Source organism: Paenibacillus sp. GCM10012306 (genome assembly GCF_042649265.1).
Classification (GTDB): domain Bacteria; phylum Bacillota; class Bacilli; order Paenibacillales; family Paenibacillaceae; genus Paenibacillus_AQ.
In genome coordinates this window covers 344,946-371,487 of the sequence record NZ_JBHRYW010000002.1, presented here as the reverse complement: position 1 = coordinate 371,487, position 26,542 = coordinate 344,946, and the positions used below count along the sequence as shown (strand labels likewise).

Below are 26,542 nucleotides of genomic sequence, written 5' to 3'. Positions count from 1 at the left end.
CTTTCTAACCATCCGTTATTAATCAGTATGTTGAATTTAAGAAATTCTAAACTCAACAAGCCAAACCAGATCTTACAGCAGACTGATGCATTGACATCTAAATAATTTATTCTGGATAACGTTCCTCTTTTCTATGATTATTGACAAGCTATACACTGATTGTAACGGAATGTTGATAGCCTAAAGTCCATCCACAGAATGATTTCCCGCCTCCACCCGGAGATGGACCAAAGATGGGTCAGTCAGGCCCGATTCCATTCCCAACTGATGCACCAAAAAAGACAGCCTTAAGGCTGCCCTGTAGAAACAAAACATATAATGGAATCCAACGTAGGCACCTCTCCTTTATCCCGCTAATATAGTGTAGAAAAGAAAGGTGGGAGGCTGATGGGTACATGAATATTCAGGAGCAATGGGCGATCTTTCTGGCTGCCATTTGTAAACAGACCTATGACCAGTACAGCAATAAGGACGGTTCCTTTGTTGTGCCATTGAATTACTCGGTCGTTGATACAATTCAGGCGAAATCTATCACCAACGTTTGGGAACGCTTCGGGTTTATCCTGGAATCGGCGACTGCGATTATTGTTGCTTTTCGGGGCACCAGTTCGACGAGCAATTGGATCTCTGATGCCATGGCCACACAAGTAAAGTTCGATTATATTAAGGAAGATTGTCTTACACATCGTGGCTTCACGAACATCTATTCTTCGGCCCGCGAGGAAATTCTCTCCGCCCTGAGTAAGCTGTCTCCAAATAAGGCATTATACATTACCGGCCACAGCCTCGGAGCAGCACTGGCGACTTTGTGTGCTATAGATGTTGCGGCAAACACAAATCACACCAACCCGAACCTGTTTACATATGGGTCTCCCCGTGTAGGTGATCCTGAGTTCGTGCAAGCTTTTACAAATTATGTTCGGAAAAGCTCCCGCTATGCCAATCTCTTCGATGTCGTTACCTATGCTCCGCCGACGGTCTTCAAGCTGCCCAAACAGGAAAAAAAGTACTACTACAAACATGTTCCGACCCTAATTTCGCTGTCCTTCCAGAACGGTTCTGTAGGGGAGAATCATATTATCAGCAGCTATTTTGCAGAACTCTCCAGGCTCCAGCCCCAGTTCGCTGAAGAGTTATGTATGACCAATCCGGGTTTCTGTCCGGTCGCTGAGGTGAAAACAGAGCAGCCGGTTAAGTGATGTATTTTGTCTACTGAACACCGGAATGAGTAGAGTTTATTTTCGGACTAATTTAGTCAGAGCCACTCCATGGTTATAGCGGGCATCCAGGTCTGTTGGATTAAGTTCGATACTTTTTCCAAAACAATGCACTGCCTGCTCCAGCTGTCCTTGAACATAAAAGACAATCCCCAGGTCATAGTGAATATCTCCGTTAGTCGGGTCAAGTAATATAGCCTTTTCAAAAGACTCAATTGCTTCATTATCGAACTCTAAGTTATATAAAAGCTTGGCTTTGTTATAATGCGCCCCCGAATGATCAGGACTGTCCTTTATAGCTTGATCATAGGCTGCTAAGGCTTCGTCAAATCTCCCTTGCTCTTTTAAAGCGTTAGCATTATTGAAATGAGCTGAACCAAATGCAGGGTCTAGCTCGGTTGCTTTTCCATAGCATTCTATTGCTTCATCCAATCTGTTCAGGCTCACCAGCGAATTAGCTTTATTGTACAAATAGTACGGCTTCTCTAAAATTTCAATAGCTTTATTATAAAAACCAATAGCCTCACCATGCCTATCCAAATCCGCCAATGCATTGGCGATAACGAAATAAGGAATTGAACGTTCCGGTAATAATTCCCTTGCCTGCTGAAAAAACTCGATAGCCCCCTCTGGGTTGCCGCTTTCCGCAATTGCATTCCCCTTATCAAGCAGGGTTTTATATTGTTCATTTTTATAATTCATGAGTTGCTCGCTTTCATAATTTATATAACTTTACTCCGCTCCCACTCCCTAAGACTGCTCGGTATATGCCCTACCGCCAGAATAACGCTGAAGATCAGCATATATACAGAGTGCAGGACCACGGAGGCGCATAGAAAATAAACAATTGGACTAATCGCTAGTGGTACAGGAACACCCAGCATTGGCGAATAGAGCAGTTTATACTCCCTACCATTTCTAAAGTACCTCCCCCACCCAAAATAGTACAGTAAAAGAGCCAATACCATCCCGACTAGTGAAATGATTTCGTAAGTTTCTTGAAGATGTATTGCGAAGAATAAGGGAACTACAATTACCCCAACCCTTCCAACACCTTCTGCTACCGTGTAAAGCAGCTTCTTATTCTTTTCACTGGGCATGTTTCGTGGCTCTAACTTAAAGAATAGTAGACTGGGCAATAATATCAGCAGCGGTATCACAAGACTCCATGGATGAAACACAGCCGTCCCTCCCTGTATTCAATTTATTTCCATCATAATGCCAGAGAACGTTACATTATATGAAGAAATACACAAAAAAGGCACCCTTGTGATCTACAAAGATACCTTTTCTATAAGTCTTCTATAATCCAAGAATCTGCTTCTTCTTTGCCTCGAATTCTTGTGGGGTAATAATACCGGAATCCCTAAGCTCAGCGAGTTGCCGCAAATCATCAATCGATCCGCTAGAAGCCGGAGATGCCGAACGCTTGACTTGACCTGATTTATAACTTGCGATGTAATCACGGATCTTCTCCGCCGTTTTCATTTTTCCTGGTTGAATGAGTACGACGTTTGCGTCTGCACCTTTCAGATTATCCTTTTTAGAGGTTTCAAGGTTAGGGGTAATGACTTGTAAATAGGGAACTTTTAAAAATGGCTTAACTATACTAATAGTTACTACAGAGTCCAATGGAATAGTCTTAGTCTGTCCGCCCAATTTCTGTACATTACTTGGCTTTATTACGAGGTAATCATCATAAAGTTCAAGAGAAGATGTACCCCCGCTAATCTGATGCAGCATATTATTCACCTCATTTGGAATGATAGCTCTATCTTAGCATATGTTTTCAACTTTCTTCTACATATTTCCTCTTCATACGACTCATTTCTAAAAGATTATTGCCATTATGGGCAAATGATTATTATAGTAGTAAGAGTACAAAGCATAAGGAGTGGTTAGAAATGAGTAGCTGTTGTCAAACGACTGCCGATAAATCTGCAATGCTTAGCCAATGCCCTGTTTGTCAGCAAAAGGGAAAAAGCGTTCAACTGATTACACTAAAAGCCATGCTACAACCAACAGCGTTAGAAACAATTCATCCCGAATTGTCATACGTATTCTGTTCTAATCCATCTTGTGAAGTGGTTTATTTTAACGATATACAGACCTATAACAAAGATAAGCTCAAAGTTTCTGTGTTTCAGAAAGACGATGACTTGGATGTGCCTGTTTGCTATTGTTTTGGATGGACAAGAAAACAAATCATACAAGCGATTCAAGAAAATCAACAACCAAAACCAACTGACCATATTCGTGAACAAGTTCAAGCGAAGCGCTGTGGTTGTGAGATTAATAACCCACAAGGAGCCTGCTGCTTGGGCAATGTTACTTCGTTCATTCGAAATCTCGACAAGAGTTCCGGGTTCAGTCCAGCTTCAAATACTCTCTGATTCCTTCATGAATAGCAGAAGCAACCGATTGTTGAAAAGCAGAGCTCCACATCTGTCCCTGATTCCCCGGGTTCGTTAAATATCCCAGTTCCAATAGTGTGGCAGGCATATTCGTCTCTCTTAGCACAAAATAACTTGCTTTCTTGACCCCGCGATCCTTGAAGCCCGTAGCCGCTGCAACATGCCTGTGAATGACTTCGGCGAACGCCAGAGATTCGTCATGATAATAGAAGGATTCCGTACCAGACACCGAAGAATCGTCGAAAGTGTTGCCATGAATGGAGATAAACAGGTCGGCGTTCAGCTCATTGGCCAACTTGGGCCTATACAGTTCATGAGTGGATATAAATGTATCATCTGTCCGTGTCAGATCAACCTGTATTTCTGGGTCTTGCTCCAGTACATCAGCGATGGCTTTAGACATGCTTAACGTGAATTCCTTCTCAAAGTGGCCATTAACAGCGGTGGCCCCGGGATCTTCACCGCCATGACCCGGGTCAATCACCACTTTATATACCCTCTCTGGTTTCATAACGATCTGCTCGGTCTCAACGATTCTCTTGGTATCCATCATTTCTGTACCAACAGATGCCCCGGAGTTACTACCTCTGTCAATACTTTTTTCACTAGATACTGTTTGTTCGCCGCTACTACAAGCAGATAGAATCACTAGCAACAGAAAACTGCATATTAGAAGACCCGTTTGTTTGCTCATCTAGTCTAACTCTCTTTCCAGATTGGAGTCTGCCCATTCTCAGCCATCTGCAGTTTCTTCGCGGGACTGACAGGATGGAGTATGGTAAAATAATGGGAATAGTTCCTGTAAAAGAAGGGGGTTCTTTCACATGAATAAGAAATATCTCTTGGGGATTGCGGCACTTTTGGCTGTTGTGATTACCTTTTCAACCTATAGCCTTAAGCGTGAGCCAGGCGATGATAAAGTTATCTCCTTGCACAAGCTGCACACTTTAGCTCAAAAAGGAGAGCATTTAACATGGTCAGATTTCGAGGGTTATCCTTTTGAAGATATCGGTTCCGGGTTATACATCCGTAAATATGAAGTGGAAGGCGGAAATCACTTATTACTTAGCGGAGGGAGCATAGACCGTGCTCCAATGAGTATTAATCTGGTCAAGACAAACGGGGAGCCGATCGATATCCGGTATGAGGAGGTTAGTGATTGAGAGCAGTAAAATGAAAATGAATCTATTTCTTAACAGGAGGTTTTTCTGATGAAAATCAAAAAAATCCGTGTCGTTTTACTTGCTGGTGTATTAACCCTAGGAATCAGTGCTGTCGCCTCTGCTAATGGTATTATTAATAATAATTCTGTCAAACAAGAACAAGTTAACACTTTAAGCAAAGGGTATCAGTTAGTGAATGGCAATGTCTATGACAAATATGGAAACCTGTTGATACCAATAAAAAATGGATTAACGCCAGATGGCTACACATTATCACCAAATTTCAGTGTAGTTTATGGTGATAATACAATTGAAGAAACCGTTTCTTCAAGAGTAGCAACCACTGGCACCGATATTTTTAACGGTACTAAAGGGGTACCGAAGAACACTAACGGCACTAAAGGCGTATCTAAGAACACTAATGGTACTCAGAGTGTGCAACTTGGTTCGGATTTTTCATTTACAAGTAGTGAGCCTGATTTCTACGTCGAATATTCATCAGGCACAATTATTGGTGTTAACTTTAGCTTAAACAATATTACAACCGGACAAGTTGTTACATGGTTCTCAAATGTTCAGGTTGGTAAAGCCAGAACATTTACAGGAGTTTATAACCCTACAAGACCTGATGATAAATTTAACGTAAAAGCTAGTGGTCAGCGAGGTTCTGGCAACGTTACTTTAACTGTGAAAACTTATCTACAACAGTGATTCACTCGAAAGACGCTCTTGCAGGAGTGTCTTTTAATGCTTATAAGAAGACGAATCATATGACTATCGCAATCATGAGGTTGGCATGTTAATTATCAACTTTGCCTCTAGTTTTCCGCTTTCTATATCTGACTAAACCATCAATAAGTAACCCTACTACGAAGTATGAAAGAAAATGAATGACATAGGCGGGAAAGGCAACGGAAATATCGGCACTACCACTGTTCATCGTTGCACTTTCATAGTTGAAATACCAATGGTTAAACGGCTCCAAGTAAATCGTATTAACCAATATGGGATTTGAAATAAATAGAAGAATATTTTTGCTATCATATCCTAAATAGTTATGCAAGCAGATTGCAATACTTGCAAGCGAAAGCCAAAATGTAGCTTTTTTGAGGAACACGCATACCACCACCATTTGTGTGATTTGACTATATAATAATAATATTTTCGAAAAGAGTATTTCTCTTTTTAGACCAATTCTAATTAAGGATGCTATATATTTGAGACCTTATTTTATTCGCATATCTTCGTTCAGCCATTTCTCAATCTCAGCTATCTTTTCCGCATATCGTCTAATCGCGTTGATCGTCCCTGAGACCTGTTCAGTTCCTAACTGCTGTTCTGTTTCATCCGTACATTCTATCCATAACGACCGCTTCAAGCTATATTCCAGCCAATCTAACTTACCTAAAAAACCGTTCGCTAATACGATGCTCCAGTTGGCTTGTAGCGTTCCGTACTTCCTTCTATAGCCACCTAAAAAAGCAAAGAATCTTTGCTTATCAATATCCCCATGTTCATTTTCAGACCAATACAAAGCAGTCTCAATTAAATCTTGCATAGGGTTTCTATAGCCCGCTGACTCCCAATCAATCAGCATCGGATCATCCTGGTTCCACAACACATTTTTGGAGTCTAAATCTCCATGACTAACAACCGTGCTTTGCGTAAGCAGCTTGGCTGATTCAATAGCTAAAGTATCCCAAACATAAAGTTCGTCGATGTTTTCATGCAGGAGATCAACCCATTCTGAATGACTTACCTTTCCCTTGTTCAAATAAAAGCTCCAGTCCATCAACTGTCGAACCTCTGAGCTGTTATTCCTTAGATCCAATGCTGAGAAATCGGTCCTATGTATATCTGCCAGTATGGAACCTATTCTTTCACAATGATCTGTCTGTATTTCGTCAGGCTTCAGACTCCTGCCCGGTATCCAATCGAATACAAGATAGAACTGTTGATCCACTTGCTGAATAGAAGTTCCATGATATTGTTTAGCTGGAAGAGCCGGGATTTGAACTGCGGCGGCAGCATTAGCAATCTGTTCAGAGCTCACATAGTTCTGCATAGCCGTTGGTCTGCGCATAATTTCCGGGTTCAATGCTTTAATAACATATTTTCCAGTTGTCGTCACAATCTCAAACATACGGTGCATCAACCCGCCGGACAACGCCACAGGACCATTCACGATCTCCCCAAGCTGTAAATTACTACATACCGTGTCGATTTGTTGATCTTTCATTGTTCATCTTCACCCCACCACATTAATTCTGGATGAATATTACAATCCCCTGCCTTCTTTGATCTGATAGGTAAAAAAAGAGATTGTTACCCTCCATTGACGCTGCTGGACTGTCGTCTGGCTCTAAGGTTCTATTGTCATCCCCCCAACAAATACGATATGATGACAAAGATTACAAATATATTGGGAGGTAAAATGGAAGATATTATACTGTGGCTTAAATACCTGTTTCTAGGAATTGTACAAGGGGCAACTGAGCCAATCCCCGTTTCTTCGAGTGGACATTTGATTATTGCACAAAAATTGCTAGGTTTAAAACAAAACGGATTGTCATTTGAAATCTTGACGAACACAGCTTCACTGATTGCGATTTGCTTTATTTTCCGAAAAGATATAGGAAGACTCATCAGTGGATTCTTTGGATTCATCCGCACTCGTAAACCAGAATACAAGTCGGACTTCCTCTTCTCTTTGTATGTCGTCATTGGCACTCTGCCCGCGGTAATCGTGGCCGCATTGTTTAAAGATCAGATTGAGGAGATTTTCTCTTCCGTGCACACGGTTTCCATCGCATTGCTCGTTACGGGTGTTGCACTGTGGCTGATTCGTAATCTTCGCGGTCGCAAACAGGATGGTGATTTAACAGCAAAGGATGCTGTCTTGGTCGGTCTTGCCCAAGCTGTAGCTCTTATCCCTGGTATTAGCCGTTCCGGTGCCACCGTCATCTCCTCCATCGCTGTGGGGATGAAGCAGGAAACAGCATTAAGATTTTCGTTCATGCTCTATATTCCTGTTAGTTTGGGCGGACTGGTATTGGGCGTCTCCGATATTGCCCATGATCCGAACCGCTCAGCGTTGGCTATTCCTTATGCGATAGCATTTATTACTACATTAATCGTGACTTATTTCTCCATGCGTTGGTTTATGGGAATCATGGCTAAGGGGAATTTGAAATACTTCTCATATTACTGCTTCGTAGCCGGCATATTACTCCTTATTTTCATGTGAGTATCCTGCCCAACTACAACTTCGACCCTCATGCAGACCCTTGTGATTACAAAGGCCTGCATGAGGGTCGGTTGTTTAATTGGTATGTTTTTTTATAATTGAGGTGGGCTGGTCAGCCCATTATTGAGACTGTTTTATCTTTCCAATATGGGCTGCTCTTAATGCGGTATCTTGAATATTTGCATTTGCAATACTATCATAAATCTTCTGAATCTGATCCGTTGTAAGCTCATGTGTAGCCAATGTCTGCCGCAGCCGATTGGTCTTTCGCTGAATAAACTCGGACAGTTCTGTATCATATATAATCAGCTCATTGGACTCAATCTTGCGCAATTCCGGATCAATGCTAAAACGGCAACGCATCGTAAAGGAAATCATAGATATGTAGGTTAACCCGGGAAATCCGTGCAAGACCAACTCTAGAGCCTTTATGTGTCCATAGTTCTGCCTCAAGGGGTTGTACATGTTGAATCTGTTGCTTACGCGCCAATACTTATCAGACCGGGTTCCTTTGATCTCGCCATTATAGTTTTTAGTCTCAATGACGAACAGGCCGTACGGTGAAATAACAACGTGGTCGATTTGCGAATATCCAGTCTGAGAATTAGGATTTGGGATCATAATATCGCTAATGTATTTCGTGTCTCTGGGCAGCTGGTCCAGTTGAATGTTGATCTTATATTCCCCTAGTTCACCTATTCTGGAGGCTTCGATTCTCCGGGTTTTTGGTGCATTTGATCTTGTGGATGCTCTTGGGTTGGATGATTTCTGTGGCTTTGGACGGGTAGTTTTACTGGACGATTTAAACCATTGCTTTAATTTCGAGAACATGTTGAAACTCCCCTACCTTTGCTTCTAAATTCATTTAATACCTGTACCGCTTCTTTGGGCGTTTTTATGATAATAATTTGAGTTTGATCGGAGTAGTTTTGAAGCTTATCCATGATTCCGGGCAGCCGTTCTTTCCTGAAATTCCAGCCATATTTTATAAATTCCCAATCGATCGACTCCGGACATGCTTCATTCAAATCCGGCCTGCTCTTGCCATGATATTGGATTCGCCTCTTAATCACTCTGTAGGTAGTGATCCATGGAGACAAATCAAATAATACGATGACATCCGCTGCCTGCATTCTAATATCTAGCGTTCTTCCATAATAACCATCGATGATCCATTCCTCTCGTTCTACCAGGCCTTTGATCAGGTCAACCCACTCCTCATTCGGAGTCTGAACCCATCCCGGCTTCCAAAAGTACAAATCTAAATGGTACACAGGCAGCTGCAATATTTCTCCCAGTTCTCTTGAAAACGTTGATTTACCTGAACCATTGGAACCAATAATCATTATTTTCATTTTAGATCCCTTCTCTGTAATTATGGTTTAATATGAAAATTATACCACATCGTCAAATGTGACAATGCCCATAAGTACGTTGTCAGGCGTTACCACAGGGACGGCGAGCAGACCGTATCTTTTAATAATCTCCACAATCTCTGTGCGAGGTGTATCCGGGGAAGCTGCGATCAGCTTGGAGCTCATAAGATCCAGAATCAACTGCTTTTCCGAAGCAACGATCAACTGCCGTAAGGAAACCACGCCCAACAAACATTTGTTATGATCCGTAACGTACAGGTAATAGATCGTCTCCGCATCGCTGGTCATTAGTCGCAAATCGTTCAACACCTTCATTACTGTATCTGCCCCGTCAATTGTATAAATATCGGTTGTCATTAAGGAACCCGCAGAGCCTTTAGGATAGGCAAGCAGATGTTTAATGTCCTCTGCTTCTTCTTTCTCCATGCGATCAAGGAAAAAATCAGCCTGTGTATGTGACAGCAGACCGAAGAAATCGGTAGCATCATCCGAAGGCAAATCGTTCAGCATCTCGACAGCATACGTTTGATCCAGCTCCTGAATGATGTTCTTTTGCCGCGCCGGTGCCAGTTCACTGAAGATTTCCCCAAACTCAGCAGGCGATAGTAGCGTGTAGATCCGCTCGCGTCTCTGCTGATCCAGGGTGAGGAAAAAATCGGTCTGATCCGAGGGATGCAAATTCAAAAAATCCTTGCGAAATCCTTCCCGTTCGCCCTCTTTCAGTGCTTGGAGCATGTAATAAGTGTATTCCTCACGGAATTTGTATTGATGCAGCTTGAGCATGTTCATTCCTCCTTTTCACTTACAATTGTTCTACTTCTACGCTTTGTACATGATCGATTTTCTTAATAAAGTAATAGATTTCGGTGGTGTATTGCTTATCGGGCACAGACAGCGTCAGATCAATCAGCTGGCACTGATTATCGAGATCCTTCAGCTTCATATAACGGATTTTGAATTCGCGCTTAGCGGACAATGACTCTTGGTCCTTGCCTTCTATCATCTGGATCAATTCAGTCATCCGATAGTTGGGCTCAACTACAATTTTGACACCCACATCATGCCGACTCAGTGCTTCTGGACCTACAGATTTGATCAGCATTGGGATGACATTGACCGCAAGAATCAGCAACATCACGCCGGCAAAAGCTTCTGCATAAAATCCCGCCCCGATAGCAATCCCTAAGCCTGAGGCCGACCAGATCAGCGCTGCTGAAGTCAGGCCGGAAATGACCTCATTACTTCTGCGAAGAATAACGCCTGCTCCGATAAAACCAACACCACTCACCACCTGAGCCGCCAGTCTCATCGGGTCCATATTGGGATGATTCGGACCGCCAAATTTGCTAAATGCCTGATTGGATACAATGGTGATCAGACAGCTAGCAATACAGATTACCATGCTAGGGCGCAAGCCAAGTTGCTTGTGTTTGATCTGTCTGTCTATACCAATAAGCATTCCGAACAGCAGCGCCAGGCCCAATTTCATCATCATTTCCAGTTCCATCATCATGATTTCCACTTCCTCTTATACGTATTTTTCGGGAAAACAAAAAAAGCCCTTCAGTTAAGAAGAGCTTCGAACGGCCATATGATATTCACTAGATCTGCATACCAAATAAACCTGTCAGCACGGTACTGTCCTTTCGTTCCATGAAACGAAAAGCTCGAACCAACCAGGGGCACATGAACGCAGCGCTAGTAAACGGCCAGTCTTTTTTCTTCTTAAAACCAAGTAATGATCCATATAAACTGCTTTTGAATACCTACTACTGTCCATGTGATATTCCCCCTTTCATAAATAAAAACCCTCTAGATCAACTAGAGGGCAGCTTAAGCGTACGCACGCAAAAAAGATTCCGGCTCCCCCCTGGTTGAGTTTTGGCACTATACAACGTAAAGAAATATCATCATTTCTTAGCTGCCTTATGGAAAGCCTTATGCCGACAATCCCTGTTCTACCCGTAGGCATCTTTCGATGTTCCCGAGCAGCAGCCTGTGTTTGTATAGGAGCCTCGCCTAACGAGGACTATTCAATTCCTAGGTGATTTTACGCTGGCAAGCGCAGGTTGTCAATAGGCATTTCACTATCAAAATAGTAATCACACACGGTTCTCCTAACACATACATATATAGAGTAATATTTCAAAAAAACCTCTTGACTTTAATATTTTCAAGGATTACTATTGCAGAGGAAATGAATATGTCCTCGTTAGGTGAGGCTCCTATATGAACATAGGCCACTGCCCAGAAATATCGAAAGATGCCCATGGGTAGAACAGGGATTGCCGGATTAAGGCTTTTCATAATGTGGCTAAGAGTGTAATCACTCTTTACGTTGTATAGTGCCAAAGCTCGACTAGGGGGAATACGCTGTTTTTTTGCGCGTTTATTTAACCCTCTAGTTTGTCTAGAGGGTTTTTTATTTGACTGATTAAGGGGGGATACCACATGGATGGCAGTCCGAGTTGTAGGAGAATCGTTGTAAATCACAAGTTTGTACAGAGAGAGAACCGCGTTCTCTTTACGCTCCAATCATTACACTGCTTCATTCCCTGCGAAAAAAGTATCTCCGCCGGGTTTGTTTAAGTATGCGTTTTTGACATGTGAGCGTGAAAAGAAGCGGTGTATCTAAAGCTCTCTCTGATCTCAGGGAGAGCTTTTTTGCACTTCATACCGCTACAAGACGCAGACCGTAATTGTTTGCGCAAGGAGGAATTCACATGTTCAAAAACACAAAAGGCAAAGACAATATGACTCAAACCATTGCTGAACGTCTCATTCAAGCTTCCATCTCTTCACAAGAGGATCTCATGGAGGATTACAGCACTCATCAGCAAGGACTGACGGAAGATGAAGCGAAGCGGAGACTGGAGAAATACGGCGAAAATCAGATTGCTCATGACAAAACACCTGCCTGGTACATTCAGCTGCTGTCCTGCTTCAAAAATCCGTTTATTCTAATCCTGCTCTCACTCGCAGCCTTTTCCTATTTTGTTGACAATGATGTTCAAGCCGTTATTATCATCGTTACTATGGTTACTGTTAGTACAATAATCACCTTTACGCAGGAATTCCGCTCCTCACGAACCGCTGAGAAGCTGAAGGCTATGGTGAAAACGACCGCCACGGTAACCCGTAAATCGGAGCGGAAAGATATTAATATGGAGCTTCTAGTGCCTGGCGACATTATTCATCTTTCAGCAGGCGATATGGTACCAGCAGACGTAAGACTGATTGCTTCAAAAGATTTGCATGTTGCTGAATCTGCCCTGACCGGTGAAGCTATGCCCGTGGAGAAGCTGGACATCCTTCCCCGTGGAGCCATCTCACAGTCACGCAAGCAGAATAAACCTCTGAACGCGCTTGAACTGAGAAATATGTGTTACATGGGCACCAACATTATCAGTGGTACTGCTACAGCTGTTGTTGTTGCAACAGGCTCGGGCACTTATTTTGGCTCCATGGCGGGTACGCTGCTTGGCAAATCTCCTCTTACCAGCTTTGACAAGGGCGTAAAGAATATTACTTTTGTCCTGATCCGCTTCATGCTGATCATGGTACCGATTATTTTCGTCGTCAATGGCTTTACTAAAGGAGACTGGTGGGAAGCTTTGCTGTTCGGTCTGTCAGTAGCTGTTGGCCTGACTCCCGAGATGCTTCCGGTTATTGTAGCAGGCAATCTGGCCAAGGGCGCCGCAACGATGGCCCGCAACAAAGTCGTAGTCAAACGCCTGAATGCGATCCAAAACTTTGGAGCCATGGACATTTTATGTACCGATAAGACAGGAACGCTAACCCAAGACAAGATTATCCTTGAGAAACATCTCGACGTTCATGGCAAGGAGAACAGCAAGGTACTGGAGTACGCCTTCTTGAACAGCTATCATCAGACCGGACTCAAAAACCTGCTGGACGTTGCCGTTCTCGAGCATGCCGAGCTGACGCCTGCACTGGGCGCAGAACATAACTATCGCATGGTCGATGAGATCCCCTTCGACTTTAATCGTCGGCGCATGTCTGTAGTTCTCGAAACAACGGATAAAAACCATCTTTTGGTTAGCAAGGGTGCTATGGAAGAAATGCTGAGCATTTGTACGCATGTCTTGGATGGCGCTAAAGGCAAAATCCCTCTCACTGCAGAGCTTATTGAGGAAGTGCATTCTCTGGTACAGCAGATGAATGAAGATGGCCTGCGCGTGCTTGCTGTGGCGATTAAGGAAACTGAAGCCAAAGAGGAACTTTACGGAATTGCTGATGAGCAGGAGCTCGTTCTGGTCGGATATCTGGCTTTCCTTGATCCGCCGAAAGAATCAGCCAAAACCGCCATCCGTGCGCTGAAGGAAAGCGGTGTGGACGTTAAGGTAATTACCGGCGACAACGCTGCCGTAACACGGAAAGTCTGTAAGGATGTAGGCATCAAAGTTAATGATATTCTGATCGGTAGCTTTATCGATGATATGACGGATGAGCAATTGGCTGCAGTCGCCGAGAAAACAACTGTTTTCGCCAAGGTGAATCCGATGCAAAAGGCACGCATTGTACGTGTGCTGAAAAGCAATGGTCACACGGTAGGCTTCATGGGAGACGGCATCAACGATGCCATTTCCCTGAAAGAAGCGGATGTCGGTATTTCTGTCGATACAGCTGTCGATATTGCCAAAGAATCTGCAGATATTATTTTGCTTGAAAAGAGTCTGATGGTGCTAGAGCAAGGTGTCATTCAAGGCCGCATTACCTTCGGTAATATGATTAAGTATATCAAGATGACAGCCAGCTCCAACTTTGGCAACATGTTCAGTGTATTGGTAGCCAGCGCATTTCTCCCGTTCCTGCCTATGCTGCCAATCCACCTGCTGATCCAAAACCTGTTCTATGATGTGTCACAGCTCTCTATTCCATGGGACCGAATGGACAAAGAATACCTGCGGAAACCGCAAAAATGGGATGCTAAATCCGTCAGCAGATTCATGGTGTTTATTGGCCCGATCAGCTCCATTTTTGATATCACGACCTATGCGTTGATGTGGTATATCTTCTCGGCGAATTCCATGGATCATCAGACGCTGTTCCAATCCGGCTGGTTTATCGAAGGATTGCTCTCACAGACACTGATCGTACACATGATTCGCACTGAGAAAATTCCATTCATCCAAAGCCGGGCCAGCGCGCCTGTCATTATCTTGACCGGTGTGATTATGGCGCTTGGTATCTATCTGCCGTTCAGCGGATTCGGAGCAAGCATCGGCCTTCAGCCTCTGCCATTCTCCTACTTCCCTTGGCTGATTGCTACTCTGCTGGCTTATTGCGTGGTGACACAACTCATTAAGAAATGGTACATCCGCAAGTTCCAAGAGTGGCTGTAAGGCAACAACTTTTATCTGCTGCAATGGAGCAGCAATGCAAAACAGCGACTCCCTGATAACGGGGAATCGCTGTTTTGTTGAGTTTTGCATTTTCTAAAATGAACCAAAGGCCCATTCTAACATATCCACTTTATTTGTAGACATTCAATTCAGAGATCGACCACCAATAATTCGACGGACCTGCCAGCTCGATTCTGAAATATCTCGCTTGCTGCTCAGGAAAGCTCAAACTTTGAACAGCAGTACTACCTGTTCCGGAAGTAATTTCTGTCCACTGCACGGCATCTTGGGAAGCATATACCCGATAAGCAGCAGCATAATCATCCGGTCTGGAAGCAGAGTCCAGCTCAATTTGCTTGAAGCTAGTAACGCTGCCCAAGTCTACTTGGAGCCATTGACCTGCCGCTTGTGGCGCACCAGTGGTCCAGCTTGTATGCTTGTCCGCGTCTAGGATATTCAGCAGACTTGAGTCTCCATAAGTAGAACCTGTAACCGTCCATGCCGCACGGTCCAGGACGATCGGAGCGTCATTCTCTGGAGCTTCACTTGGCAAAGCTTGTCGCTTGGCAATTCCGGAATTACGAATTTCAAGATCTGCGACAGACCACCAGTTGCTGGCCTGCCCGGTTTGAAGTATCTTGATGTAACGTGCCTTTTGCTCCGGCAGTGTTATACGTTGATAACCTTCGGTTCCTTTTCTGTTTGCTACAGGCTGGCCCCAATTCACACCATCGTTCGATACATAGATTTGGTAGCCCCGGGCGTAATCCGAGTTAGAATGGCCGGAATTCAACAAGAGCGTATTAAAAGTCTGTGTCTGCCCCAGATCAACGCTCAACCACTGGCCATTCGTCTGCTTTTTTCCAGTGCTCCAGCGGGTATCGTTGCTACCGTCTACCAGATTGGCTGTCATTTCTGCACCGTTGCTGGAAGAAGCCGTAATCTTCCACTGAGAGCGATCCTCTAGAGGAATGCTTGGAGTCTCCTGCAAGGGTTCTTTCCCTTTATTGAGTTGTGCAGCTGAAATTTCGGAAATGGACCACCAGCTGTTGGAAGAATCCTGCAAAGCTACTTTAACATATCTGGCCGTCTGCAGTGGGAAAGACAACGCCATACTTGGTGCTGTACCTACGCCGCTAGCTATTGGCTGTCCCCAATCCTCTCCGTCCTCGGAGACATAAACCGCATAGCTGTTGGCATAATCGCCATAGTTAGTCCCTGAGTTGACGAAAAGTGTATCGAATTGTTCTGTTTGTCCCATATCTACTTGAACCCACATCTTGTCGGTTTGAGCTGTACCACTGGACCAACGAGTATCCAGTTTGCCATCGAGCATCTTCTCAGGCCCTTCACCGCCTGCACTATTGGATGCCTTGGCTGTCCATGCCGAACGATCCAGGTAACGAACACCAGCACCAGCTTCAGGACCGGTAAGCTTGGTTTCTTTGGTCGGATCTACAGAGACGATAGCGGAAGGATAGACCGTTGCCGTTCCCACTTTGCCACTTGCATTATAGAAGTTGACCGTTTTGTCCACTTCAGATGGATTCCACACTTGCGCAGTATACTTCGTTCCATCGTAGTATACGGTTGCTGCTGGATCATCAGCCCAGATATCTGTGGAACGATTTCCAAGCGAAGCCATGCTATTAACGAACCAATAGGTATTGAATACTTCATTCTTCTGCATATCTTTCGGATTCCACTTGGCCAGAACGGCTTGCGGCTCGCTCAGACTTTGGAATGGCCAAATAAGATGCTGCCAGACGTCCTCAGGTCCGTTGTTATCGATAACGAGACCATCATATAGCGCCTTCGCTTTCTCTGGCTCGCGACCATAATAAGTCATCCACTCTGCGGTTGGCAGCCAGTGAATACCGTAAATATGCTGCGGATTTCCAGAGAAGAAGGTTCCATACAAGTAGGAACTACCATAGACTTGGCCTACAATATGATGCGGATAATCCTTGAGCCAGATGTCTTTATCATAGTTGAACCAGTATTGCTCTACAGCTTTCTCTTCAGTGGTAAAGCCCCAAATCCCCGCATTACGGTAAGTATCGTTTCCGGTAACTTCACCCCACATATATTCGCCTACCCAGCCGAATAGCGACTCTCCACCGGCTTCGAGGTTGTTGCCGCTCTGGTTATCGGCATAACCGCCTGCCCAAGAGTGACCTTCATATGGATCAAAGTTACGGAACCACGGGAACAGGTTGTCCGTACGTGAAGGGTTCGCATAGTCACGAATCAGTGTCTCTACCATCGGACCATAATCGGCTACGAATTCCTTATCGAATTGTCCCAGAACAGCAGAAGCAAAGACGTAGTATCCGTAAGTAAAGTGATGATCGGTTAAGCCAACATTCATGCCGAATCCGCTATGGTAAGGCATGAGCGCGCCCCACTCTGGTGAATAGTGGAAGTAGTGAGAATGCTTCGGTTCATCCTCGGAGTACGTATACCAATCTGTCAGGATCGTTTTAATCCAACCCAAATAACGATCTCTTCTCTCGGTATCGCCAATTTGGTCACTGATCAACGCTCCGACTCCCAGTGGGTGAAGCTTCTTACCCTGCCAATAAGGATCGAGAATCATCAGGCCTCCGGCCATATCTGCATCCAGCATATCCAAATAAGCGATCAGCTCAGAACGAGAATAGCTGGAATTGTTCGGCTCTGCAAATTGCGGCACAATCCCGTTAAATCGATCTGTCGTTGTGAAGACATTGCCCTTATGCACCTTCATATCGCCTCTAATGGAAGGATAGGTCAGATCGGTAAGCGGCGAGTTCGTGATTTTCCATTGGTGAGGCAATAGTGCTGCAAGCGTTTCGTCAGAGAAACCAGGACGTTTCAACTCAGTCACCGCAGTGAAGCTGGTATTTACAAGTGCTTGATTTTGATCATAGTTATAGTCTACCTGTGTGTCGGTGACAAAAGCATAACCGTGCTGATAATACAACTTCAGGTCGCTTGCGGAAGGCAGTGCAGCCAGAGACAGGTAATCTCCTTCACCAAGCTTGATTTTCAGCATGCCGCCCAGTTTCGTGAATGTCGTACCTGGAGGAACGAACACACCGTAATTACGTACAAACGTCTGCGGCTTAGGCGCCTTATCTTTGTTGGTCACGGTAATCCCGATATGATCAGCCGTCCAGGTCTCGCCGTCTTCTACTTGCAGCGGCTGACCCTGGTCATCGAACAGACCTGTAATTGCCGGTGATTGAAGAATAACTGCGTCTGGGTTCTCGAAAGTGTTGTAAATATAAGGCGAACCTTTGACGAAGGTCGTTTTGATTTTAGCTGTTTCGTCATCACTCAGAATAACACTCGCGGAGTAATCACCGTATCCGGAGACTTTGGTCTTCATATCCGCCGGGCTAATGCTATTGGTGCTGAGATAGAGATCCGGATCTCCGTCCGCATTCATCGAGCCACCATCGCCAGAAGTATATCCGGCTCCAGGATTCAGAATCGCCAAGCCCTGCTTCGTGTAATGGCTCTTAAATGGAAGTGTGATGAGGCTGTTTCCATCGCCCAAGTTAGAGATCAGAATACTTTGCCACCATCCGTTAGACGGAATTGGCGACTGGATATCAGCAGTGCGGTACTTCGGAGATTTTGGCGACAATTGTGTAATATCGTTAATCTCGTAGCTTCCTGCACCTACCTTGACAGCGGCTGGAGCCAGAATCTCGGGAATCTCATGCACTGGCTTTGAATCTCCTTCGCGGTATGCATGCACCTCGAATTCAAACAGTGAGTAGCCAAACTCTGTAGTACGAGCATGCCCGAGCATTCTCACATAGCGCGCATCGGCATAGAGATCAATGGTTTCTTTGCCGCCGAAACCATTCATCTGACGGTAAACCGTGGTCCAGTTCTGCGCATCATCGCTCACCTGAATGTCATACGCGCGTCCGGCAGCTCCTTCCCAATCCAGAACGACGCTACCGATTTCACTTTTCTGACCCAGATCCACGTAGATCCATTCCGAGTCCGTATGCTTGGAGGACCAGCGTGTACCACGGCTCCCGTCGGTCGCATTCTCCTTCCGGTAATCCTTCTCTGGCAATCCTTCCTTACCCTTCTCAACATTCTCTTCCGAGGAAACCGTTACAGGCTTATTCAGAGCAATATTCGGTGCAGCGGGCTTGGGAGGTAAATTGACTCCACCCGTACCGAATACCTGGAATTCAAAAATCGAAATACCATAGGCCGGTTGTGAACGCTCTGTGCTGAATAGACGAACATAACGTCCCTTGGCAGAGAAGGACTCATCCGTCTTCGTGCTCTGATTGTTCTTAGTTGAATAGACAGGTGTCCAGTTCTTTTCATCATCGGATACCTGGATTTCAAATGCTTTGGAGTAGGCATTCTCCCAATCTATGGTGACACGGGAGATCGAAGCGCTTGCCCCAAGATCTATGTAGATCCACTGTGGGTCTACACCCCAGATACTTTCCCATCTGGAGTCTTTGTTGCCGTCAACAGCCAGATCGGGCTTGTGAGCACCTGATGATGAAGAAGCATATACAGGACGATTTAGAGACATAAGATAGTTTTCCTGCTCGGCTTGCTTATGTACGGATTGTGCTTGCACTAGTTGCGGTTGAAGGTTGAAGGAGCCTGTGAGTGCGAGTGCACTGATCAGTCCTGCAATAACCGTCTTTTTCAAACTGTTTTTCCTCTTCCTGTGGTACGAATACAACATAAATTCTCTCCTTTATTCTAGTAATATATCCCACCAAAAAAATTAATTGGTTATACTAATATCGGACTCAATTTTTAATTTTTAACCTGCTTTTTAGCGGGTTTTGCGAGCTTATCTCACCGATAATTCTGAGAAAAACCCAGTTAAATCAAGCATTGATAACGCTATCAACAATTGAAAGACATGGTGGGAAAATCCAACATGAGAACTATAAAAACATGCCAAAAGGCCTCAGAGTCCCGACAGGTCAATCAGGGGTTTCTTATCACTTTATTACAGATGCTACTTTTCACCCTCCTTTCCCGTTTCTTAGCATCTAAGCCAAAAAGGCTGCTTCCCCATAGCATGCAAGGAAACAGCCTTAGACAAATTGTAAGTTTTTTAGATGAAGCGACACTTATTTTTTCAGATAGATTGGAGCGCCGAACGGAGAAGCAGCCGCACCGCCATCTACGCTAATTTCAGTTCCCTGAATATAAGAAGAATCATCAGAGGCCAGGAACAAGGCAACACTAGCAATCTCCTGCGGCTCACCGAGACGGTTAAGGGGGATCGAGCGGGACAGGACAGACTCCAGTTGATTCATCCCTTCTGTAGTAGATTGTCCCCAAATCGGTGTGCGTGTCGCCCCTGGAGAGATCGTATTCACACGAATTCCGCGGGGTGACAGTTCGGAGGCTAGCACTCTTGCCATGCTGCCTACTGCCCCTTTGCTGGCTGCATATGCAGCATATCCAGGACTTCCAGCCGTAGCAAGCACCGAACTATTCAAGATGATAGAAGACCCATCTTTTAGATGAGGCACAGCCGCTTGAACGGTAAAAAAGACCCCCGTAACGTTAACCTTTAGTACTGTTTCAAAGACGGAGAGTTCTGTCTCACCTGTTGGTGTTTGTGCGGAAATACCAGCATTGGCGAATACAATATCCAATCGGCCAAATTTCTTTACTGCAGCTGCTACAGCTTGCTCGCCACTTATTGGGTCTGCCGCATCGGCCTGAACAGCCAGGCTATTCTCGCCCAGTTCTGCTGCCGCCGCGTCCAATGTGACCTGGTTGCGGCCGGTGATTACTACTTTGGCTCCTTCTGCGATGAACAATTTTGCCGTAGCCAAACCAATACCGCTATTTCCCCCTGTAATCAATGCTACTTTCCCATCCAATTTACCCATTGTCACTCGCTCCTTTGTATATGTGTAGTTTCATTTTGAATGCCGCATTCTATCGAGAATGATCATTCTCATATATAGTAAAAATTTTTTATATTATTTTAGTTATATCCCTCTCTTGCCTCCTCTCAAAGTGATATTAACATATTGAGACCGATCGGTAAATAATTATTTTCACCGATCGGTCTCAAATAAAAGAACAGATCGTCTATCCAACTTTCGTTGGTTAGGACGATCTGTACTTCTCCTGTTATTCCTTCACGGTTTCCCGCAATAGAACTAGATTATAAACTGCACACCTGTATATTCCTCGCTCAGCGTCCATAACCGGGTGGCCAGTTCTGGATCAATTGCCCAAGGACGCACTCCCGAAGGTTTAAGACTGTCAGCGGGAACGGCTTCGGCGATATCCACATCTTCACAATAGACGCCGCCAAGCCCCTCGAGTTGTGTGCTTACTGCGCACCACACGCTAGTAGCCGCACCTTGCTCAATCGTCTTAAAGTGGGCATTTTGTTCATTGCTTAGCGTACGGCCCTGCTCGTCCTTTACAGGTCTGGGACCAATTTCTTCAGAGGTCAAATCCCGGCCGAGGCCAGTATCGGGGATCAGTCCCGGATGAAGCGAGAAGGCGCGGACGCTTCGGGACTTCCCGCGTTTATCGAGTTCCAGCGCAAATAATATATTGGCACTCTTGGATTGACCATAGGCTTTCCATTTATCGTATTCCCTATGCTCATAATTGGGATCATCCAGCTCAACACTGCCAAGCCTGTGCCCCCGTGAAGAGACAGCGATCACCCGTGCCCCATTCGCTTGTTCTAAGGCTGGCCAAAGTCTTGCCGTCAATTGGAAGTGTCCGAGATGATTCGTGGAGAACTGCGACTCATATCCGCGAGCATCGCGTCTTAGTGGAGTAGCCATGACGCCTGCACTATTAATAAGAATATGCAAAGGTCTCCCGGTGGCGAGAAACCGTTCGGCAAAAGCGTCAATAGACGCCGGGTCCATCAAATCCATCGTATCCAGCTCCACACCGGGAATACCACTTAACGCCTCCTGCCCCTTCTCTATGTTACGCACCGGAACAAGCACACTAGCTCCAGCATTCGCCAGAACACGGGTCGTTTCAAGACCAATCCCAGAATAGCCACCCGTTACAATGACGACCTTGCCCTTCAAATCCACATTCCCGATGACCTCTTGCGCAGTCGTTGTAGCACCAAACCCCGACTGTAGGGGCACTTGCATTCTATGTTCACTCACATTCCTCATGCTCCTTTTTCTTTAGTTTACTCATTTTTTACAAGCTATCCAGCGAAAGCTTAATCACAGCATACATCTTAAAGGACACTTTAAGTCAACAATCATTGCAACCGAAAGAACCTGTAAACGAAGGCCGCAATGGGCTTTAGTCTACAGGCTCACCAGTTAGAATGCTGTTCATACAATAGTTTCATCTCAATTCCCCCTTGAGGAAATCCCAGCAGTTCTGCTAATTCATAGTCATCGTATTTATTTGCTTTTTGCAAAACAAATATTTTATACTCATTTCGCAGAAGAAATGCTTTAAGAATGAATGATGCTTCATTTCAACCCCTCCTCGGTCACGCGGAGCTTCAACGTCTAGAGGATAGTCTGATTGATGATTTTCAATAACATCACAGAAACTATGTAATTCGGATCACTCTACACAACATTATAATACAGGGAAGGATGAGCGATTACCCTATGAAAAATGCCAGTAAAGAAAGCATAGTTATGTTGTTGCTAGGTATAGCGGTAGCTGCCGTCAGACTCTGGATTGTAAATTTACCTGAACAGGGTAACCACAAAGCGGTAGGTTCATAAAACAGTGATACTCCTAAAGAGAAAGACAAATCATACTGATGTTGAGGATAGGGAAGTCATTATTTTTGTGCATGGCCTGGTAGGCACGATCAGCGGCTTCAAGAGAGAGATTACGGAATGCGGCAAAACCTACCGGTGCATCGCTTACAACCTGATTGGACACGGAGATGACCGTGGAGAGAAAAAAGCTTTTTCCATGGAGTTGCTCGTTCAGCAGTTAAAAGAAATCTACGAAGCTAATAACATTACGCGTGCTCATTTGTGCTGTTTGAGTTATGGCGGGTATATCGGTATACTCTTCGCACAGCAATACCCGGAGTACGTGCAGAGCATTTGCTATATTGGCGGGCATTATAACAATCCTTCCGAGCTTTTCGATGTGTTTCATACTCATTATCATAAGAAAAGCTCCAACTATAAAAGCTGGCTAAAGGATTATGCACGCGCCATCTATCCCAAAGGAAAGTTCTGGGACAATCATTACTCAGTCGTTTCGGAAGGTATCTACTACACATGGGGTCTGAAACTGGAGGAGTCGATTATCAAGGAGGCGATCCGGCACCGCTTGGAGATTCCAATCAAGCACATCATCGCCCGCCTGCAAATTCCGATTCTATGGGTCATGGGGGAACGGGATGAATTGTATAAATCCTGCTTGTATGACCTTCACGAGTTGAACCCGCGCATCAAATACTATGAAATCCCCAGTGCCGGTCATGCCGCAAATGTGTTTCGCCCTTCAGCTTTTCTTGAACTATACCTTGGCTTTCTTACAGCCGTGAATTGAATACTGGCTTTATCTCCAAAACGTCGGATACCGGCGTTTTTTGTCTAGGTTGTTGACTATCAAGGCTACAAGAACAATGACGATTGCCCCAGCCAACACTGGTGTGAATAGAAAAGACCAACCGCTACCGGCCGTAATCACAACTAGCGGGTCTGCACCTGCCGGGGGATGTGTTGTTTTGGTCAGCATCATCAGTCCAATCGCAAGTCCTACTCCGACAGCCATCACCACTATCCCCTGTCCGAACAGATGATACAAGACCAAACCAATCAATGTAGAGATCAAATGTCCACCGATGATGTTCCTGGGCTGTGACAATGGGGCATCCCACACACCGAAGGCTAGCACGCAGCTTGCTCCGAATGGTGCCATGATCCATGCTTCCAGAGTAAATTTCGTCAAAAACGACAAAAGAGCAATCGCAATAAATCCGCCAACCGCACCGATGGCCGCATTCTTCGGCAGTACCTTCAGCGGACTCCTTCCCTCCCCTTTCATTTTCTGCAAAAAATCAGTCACAGAATTGTTATCCACGTCCACACCTCAATATCACATCTAGTTAGTCATTAATTTATATTACATATAATTACGGCTGTCAATAAATCTGCCCTTTACAAAATATACCTGAATCATACGTGAAACGCTCTGGAAACCCCATTGATAATAAGGTAGATCCCAATGATTCTCAGTATTACTCTGGACGTCCTGTCATCTTTTCTAAAAATAATCCGCCCAAGTGTTTCAATGAATACGTTAATGAGAATCCCAACTATTAATTCCACAACGCCTATAAGCTCCATCCTGTCCAATCACTTCCCCACTAATATTTTCAATCCTAATTCAACCTTTCAGCAGTTTGATTTCCCTGCTCATAAAGAGTAGGCCAGCAGCTAATCCCAGCATGCCAATCCCCACGAATACACCCAGCGGAACCCATTGTGAGCCAATGGCATGGTGATCGAAAATAACCGCTGATAGGGATTGTATGGCCCATGATTCCGGAGTGAACTTAGAGATCATCTGCATGATTTTCGGTGCCATTTCCATGGAGAAAAATGAACCGCCCAGCATACCCGTTACGGCTATGATCATTGAAGCGAGGGACGTAAATTGTTTCTGACTTCTCATAAACGGGATAACAACCAAAGTGATACTGGTTAACGCAAATAAATAAGCGGCGAACAGAACCCCTATCGCCAGCATATTGTCCGCGATGCTGACCTTCAGCAAATACTTGCCGGCAAGTAATATGACCAGTACATGAGTGGCACCAAATAGATAAGTCGCCGTCATTTTGGACAGCAGATACTTCCTGTAGTCGATGGGTGTACTTAACAGTCTACTCAGCGTATTGTTCTCTCTTTCATCGATGAAAGTTCGCAATCCCTGAATGACGACAAACCAAATGAACATAACAAGGAAGCCTATTAACCTTGCTGTAACATTATCATGGGTCTTCTCTCCACTATTTAAGGTTTGGTCATCTATTGTGATATTAGAGTCTTCATTGATGCCCTTCATTACACTTGTTGTAAGCTCGGAGACATCCAGCTTCAGATCAACAGAGACTACGGCTGCATCTCTGACGACTTTTTGAAGTGTACTAACTTCTCCTTTGATGATTTCTTTCAGAATGGTGCCTGCACCGTTTTCATAATTTTGTACAAAGTGGATAGGCAAATCTTTATGTGATAACAAAGAATTGCCGAAGCCCTGGTTCACCACCAAAGCAAAGGGGATATCCTGCTCATCCACCTTTTTTGTGATCGTAGCTTCATCAGAATGCACAATCTTCACATCCTCATGCTTCCCGATCATATCCATGAGTTGATGCGAATACACACTATGGTCGGCATCGGCAACGTATAAGCTTGACTGACTGTTCCCTTGTGCAAAAGAGAATAAGAAGGTCAGAATTAAGGGCACCGAAATCGTCGCAAGTACCGCGATTCTATTCCGAAACATCAGCGTCAGTTGATTTTTTACCATGACTATAAATTGCACGTTTATTCCATCCTTTTCCGCTGTATACCATAATGTTAAAGATCATAAATATCGTGCCTATCCCTACAAGCTCCAACAAATCAATATACATGCCATCAAGGCCAACACCTTGGCTAACCTTCAAATAGGAATTTATCGCTTTTCCGTTCGGGATGATCTCCTGAAAGAACCGTAAGCTGTCTGGTAATCCACTTTTACTGATAAAGCTGCCGCCCAAAAAGCTGAAAATGTACAGCACAGGAGAAGCCATGCTGGACACCGCCACATGGTCTTTTGCAGTAAAACCCCATAGAAGAATAATGCTGCCAATAGCAAACGCATAAACCACTGTGATTACAAAGAGTTCAAGGGGGTTCCCCCACTTCATCTGGAATACAACCCGGCTAATAATGATCACAATGCTCATTTGCATGACCACCGCTAAAATAATGCCAAATAGCTTGCCCAGCACATACTGTATGTTGAGCGTTGGTGTAGACCTGATTCTGAACAGGGTATGGCTCTGCTTCTCATCTACGATGCTGTGAACCAGTACAAATGCTGTCATGATGGAGAACATTACAACCATAGCGATCGAGTAATATTGCATGGCGCTTATAGGCGCAGCTGCTTCATTGGTTGTGACGCTAGGGATCTTCAGAGAAAGCTCCGCACTGCTCGACAATTGGCTCATCACTTGCTCGACTTTGTCCTTAGGAATAGCATTGCCCTTGCTACTGATGGCCTGAAGAATCGTCCTTTGTTCAACGTTCATAGTCCTAATGCTTGCACCGAACTGATCCAGAATCGTCGCGATGATTTCTTTATCCAACGTTTTATCGTTATCACCAATAAGAACGATTTTCGTTTTTTCATTACTTAAGGCCGCTTTCGTAAAATCTTCCGGTACATAAACAAACACGGAGGCCTGACCGTTCTCGACAAGGTGTTTTCCCTGCATATAGCTGCCCGCTTCTATTAAATGAATAATGTTCTTAAGATCCTCTTGTTTGAGGACGGTATCTCTCAACACATTTCCCAGAGACATGGAAGAGTTCCCGTTCCCGACGGTGCCTGTATCTGAATTATAGAAAGCTACATCAAAGGCTTTGATTGGAGACCTGGAATCACTGAATACCGTTCCTAAAATAAGAATCAGCAGGGATGGAAACAGTATTAGTTTTAAATAAAATGACTTGTTTTTGGTTAACAACCGAAGATCCAGCAGAAATAAACGCAATAGTTTTCTCACC

22 protein-coding genes and 2 riboswitches are annotated in these 26,542 nt (G+C 44.6%); of the genes, 7 read left to right on the top strand and 15 right to left on the bottom strand.

The features are described 5' to 3' along the window. Positions 1 to 395: 395 nt before the first annotated feature. Positions 396 to 1,199, top strand: a complete 804-nt coding sequence (locus ACFORK_RS05350) for a lipase family protein (RefSeq protein WP_379196424.1) — start codon at positions 396 to 398, stop codon at positions 1,197 to 1,199. A 36-nt stretch (positions 1,200 to 1,235) separates the two neighbouring features. Here ACFORK_RS05350 and ACFORK_RS05345 read toward each other — a convergent pair whose 3' ends face one another. The 3 genes from ACFORK_RS05345 to ACFORK_RS05335 all read right to left on the bottom strand — a co-directional run bounded on the left by ACFORK_RS05345 (position 1,236) and on the right by ACFORK_RS05335 (position 2,960). Next, positions 1,236 to 1,919 (bottom strand): tetratricopeptide repeat protein, encoded by a 684-nt coding sequence (locus tag ACFORK_RS05345; protein ID WP_379196422.1) that lies wholly within the window; start codon positions 1,917 to 1,919, stop codon positions 1,236 to 1,238. Positions 1,920 to 1,939: 20 nt separating this feature from the next. Next, positions 1,940 to 2,398 (bottom strand): hypothetical protein, encoded by a 459-nt coding sequence (locus tag ACFORK_RS05340; RefSeq protein WP_379196420.1) that lies wholly within the window; start codon positions 2,396 to 2,398, stop codon positions 1,940 to 1,942. Positions 2,399 to 2,519: 121 nt separating this feature from the next. Continuing rightward, a complete protein-coding gene (locus tag ACFORK_RS05335) occupies positions 2,520 to 2,960 on the bottom strand; it encodes an SHOCT domain-containing protein (RefSeq protein ID WP_379196418.1) in 441 nt (146 codons plus the stop codon). A gap of 161 nt (positions 2,961 to 3,121) precedes the next feature. On the opposite strand from ACFORK_RS05335, the gene ACFORK_RS05330 reads away from it, so the two are divergent. After that, complete coding sequence (locus tag ACFORK_RS05330; RefSeq protein ID WP_379196416.1) at positions 3,122 to 3,610, top strand: putative iron-sulfur cluster-binding metallochaperone; 489 nt, start codon at positions 3,122 to 3,124, stop codon at positions 3,608 to 3,610. Here the strand turns inward: ACFORK_RS05330 and ACFORK_RS05325 are convergent. Beyond that, positions 3,585 to 4,325 carry an N-acetylmuramoyl-L-alanine amidase family protein gene (locus ACFORK_RS05325; protein WP_379196414.1) on the bottom strand — a complete coding sequence of 247 codons (741 nt, stop codon included), beginning with the start codon at positions 4,323 to 4,325 and terminating at the stop codon, positions 3,585 to 3,587. The two genes, ACFORK_RS05330 and ACFORK_RS05325, sit on opposite strands and share 26 nt — an antisense overlap. 130 nt (positions 4,326 to 4,455) lie before the next feature. Between ACFORK_RS05325 and ACFORK_RS05320 the strand changes: the two genes are divergently transcribed. Both ACFORK_RS05320 and ACFORK_RS05315 read left to right on the top strand, forming a co-directional pair. Beyond that, positions 4,456 to 4,794: a hypothetical protein gene (locus tag ACFORK_RS05320; protein ID WP_379196412.1), complete on the top strand. Its 339-nt coding sequence runs from the start codon at positions 4,456 to 4,458 to the stop codon at positions 4,792 to 4,794. Between the two features lie 48 nt (positions 4,795 to 4,842). Then, a complete protein-coding gene (locus ACFORK_RS05315; protein WP_379196410.1) occupies positions 4,843 to 5,505 on the top strand; it encodes a hypothetical protein in 663 nt (220 codons plus the stop codon). Positions 5,506 to 6,019: 514 nt separating this feature from the next. Here ACFORK_RS05315 and ACFORK_RS05310 read toward each other — a convergent pair. Beyond that, entirely contained in the window at positions 6,020 to 7,033 is a 1,014-nt protein-coding gene (locus ACFORK_RS05310) for an aminoglycoside phosphotransferase family protein (RefSeq protein WP_379196408.1), read from the bottom strand. A gap of 195 nt (positions 7,034 to 7,228) precedes the next feature. Between ACFORK_RS05310 and ACFORK_RS05305 the strand changes: the two genes are divergently transcribed. After that, positions 7,229 to 8,041 carry an undecaprenyl-diphosphate phosphatase gene (locus tag ACFORK_RS05305; RefSeq protein WP_379196406.1) on the top strand — a complete coding sequence of 271 codons (813 nt, stop codon included), beginning with the start codon at positions 7,229 to 7,231 and terminating at the stop codon, positions 8,039 to 8,041. Positions 8,042 to 8,161: 120 nt separating this feature from the next. On the opposite strand, the gene ACFORK_RS05300 is transcribed toward ACFORK_RS05305, so the two are convergent. Genes ACFORK_RS05300 through ACFORK_RS05285 form a run of 4 tightly spaced genes read right to left on the bottom strand, consistent with a single transcriptional unit; the run spans position 8,162 to position 10,930 of the window. Beyond that, a complete protein-coding gene (locus ACFORK_RS05300; RefSeq protein WP_379196404.1) occupies positions 8,162 to 8,872 on the bottom strand; it encodes a nuclease-related domain-containing protein in 711 nt (236 codons plus the stop codon). Then, positions 8,857 to 9,396, bottom strand: a complete 540-nt coding sequence (locus ACFORK_RS05295) for a DNA topology modulation protein (RefSeq protein WP_379196402.1) — start codon at positions 9,394 to 9,396, stop codon at positions 8,857 to 8,859. Before ACFORK_RS05295 ends, ACFORK_RS05300 begins: the two co-directional genes overlap by 16 nt. 39 nt (positions 9,397 to 9,435) lie before the next feature. Next, complete coding sequence (locus ACFORK_RS05290) at positions 9,436 to 10,200, bottom strand: magnesium transporter (RefSeq protein ID WP_379196400.1); 765 nt, start codon at positions 10,198 to 10,200, stop codon at positions 9,436 to 9,438. 19 nt (positions 10,201 to 10,219) lie between these two features. Further along, on the bottom strand, positions 10,220 to 10,930 hold the full coding sequence (locus tag ACFORK_RS05285) for an MgtC/SapB family protein (protein ID WP_175372527.1): 711 nt from the start codon (positions 10,928 to 10,930) through the stop codon (positions 10,220 to 10,222). A gap of 346 nt (positions 10,931 to 11,276) precedes the next feature. Beyond that, positions 11,277 to 11,451: riboswitch (M-box (ykoK) riboswitch) on the bottom strand. A gap of 167 nt (positions 11,452 to 11,618) precedes the next feature. Continuing rightward, positions 11,619 to 11,791, top strand: a riboswitch (M-box (ykoK) riboswitch). A gap of 349 nt (positions 11,792 to 12,140) precedes the next feature. On the opposite strand from ACFORK_RS05285, the gene mgtA reads away from it, so the two are divergent. Beyond that, on the top strand, positions 12,141 to 14,783 hold the full coding sequence (gene mgtA / locus ACFORK_RS05280) for a magnesium-translocating P-type ATPase (RefSeq protein WP_379196397.1): 2,643 nt from the start codon (positions 12,141 to 12,143) through the stop codon (positions 14,781 to 14,783). A gap of 130 nt (positions 14,784 to 14,913) precedes the next feature. Here the strand turns inward: mgtA and ACFORK_RS05275 are convergent, their stop codons facing one another. From ACFORK_RS05275 to ACFORK_RS05265, 3 genes are all read right to left on the bottom strand, one after another. Further along, positions 14,914 to 19,464 (bottom strand): discoidin domain-containing protein, encoded by a 4,551-nt coding sequence (locus ACFORK_RS05275; RefSeq protein WP_379196396.1) that lies wholly within the window; start codon positions 19,462 to 19,464, stop codon positions 14,914 to 14,916. Between the two features lie 433 nt (positions 19,465 to 19,897). Continuing rightward, complete coding sequence (locus ACFORK_RS05270; RefSeq protein WP_379196395.1) at positions 19,898 to 20,671, bottom strand: SDR family NAD(P)-dependent oxidoreductase; 774 nt, start codon at positions 20,669 to 20,671, stop codon at positions 19,898 to 19,900. Between the two features lie 276 nt (positions 20,672 to 20,947). Next, on the bottom strand, positions 20,948 to 21,943 hold the full coding sequence (locus ACFORK_RS05265) for an oxidoreductase (protein ID WP_379196393.1): 996 nt from the start codon (positions 21,941 to 21,943) through the stop codon (positions 20,948 to 20,950). A gap of 583 nt (positions 21,944 to 22,526) precedes the next feature. Between ACFORK_RS05265 and ACFORK_RS05260 the strand changes: the two genes are divergently transcribed. Then, positions 22,527 to 23,306, top strand: coding sequence for an alpha/beta fold hydrolase (locus ACFORK_RS05260; protein WP_379197110.1), 780 nt, complete (start codon positions 22,527 to 22,529; stop codon positions 23,304 to 23,306). Between the two features lie 9 nt (positions 23,307 to 23,315). On the opposite strand, the gene ACFORK_RS05255 is transcribed toward ACFORK_RS05260, so the two are convergent. The 3 genes from ACFORK_RS05255 to ACFORK_RS05245 all read right to left on the bottom strand — a co-directional run bounded on the left by ACFORK_RS05255 (position 23,316) and on the right by ACFORK_RS05245 (position 26,541). Beyond that, entirely contained in the window at positions 23,316 to 23,804 is a 489-nt protein-coding gene (locus tag ACFORK_RS05255) for an HPP family protein (RefSeq protein ID WP_379197108.1), read from the bottom strand. A gap of 342 nt (positions 23,805 to 24,146) precedes the next feature. Next, positions 24,147 to 25,295, bottom strand: a complete 1,149-nt coding sequence (locus ACFORK_RS05250; RefSeq protein ID WP_379196391.1) for an ABC transporter permease — start codon at positions 25,293 to 25,295, stop codon at positions 24,147 to 24,149. Then, on the bottom strand, positions 25,258 to 26,541 hold the full coding sequence (locus tag ACFORK_RS05245) for an ABC transporter permease (RefSeq protein WP_379196389.1): 1,284 nt from the start codon (positions 26,539 to 26,541) through the stop codon (positions 25,258 to 25,260). The genes ACFORK_RS05250 and ACFORK_RS05245 overlap by 38 nt, the downstream gene beginning before the upstream one ends. Position 26,542 lies beyond the last annotated feature (1 nt).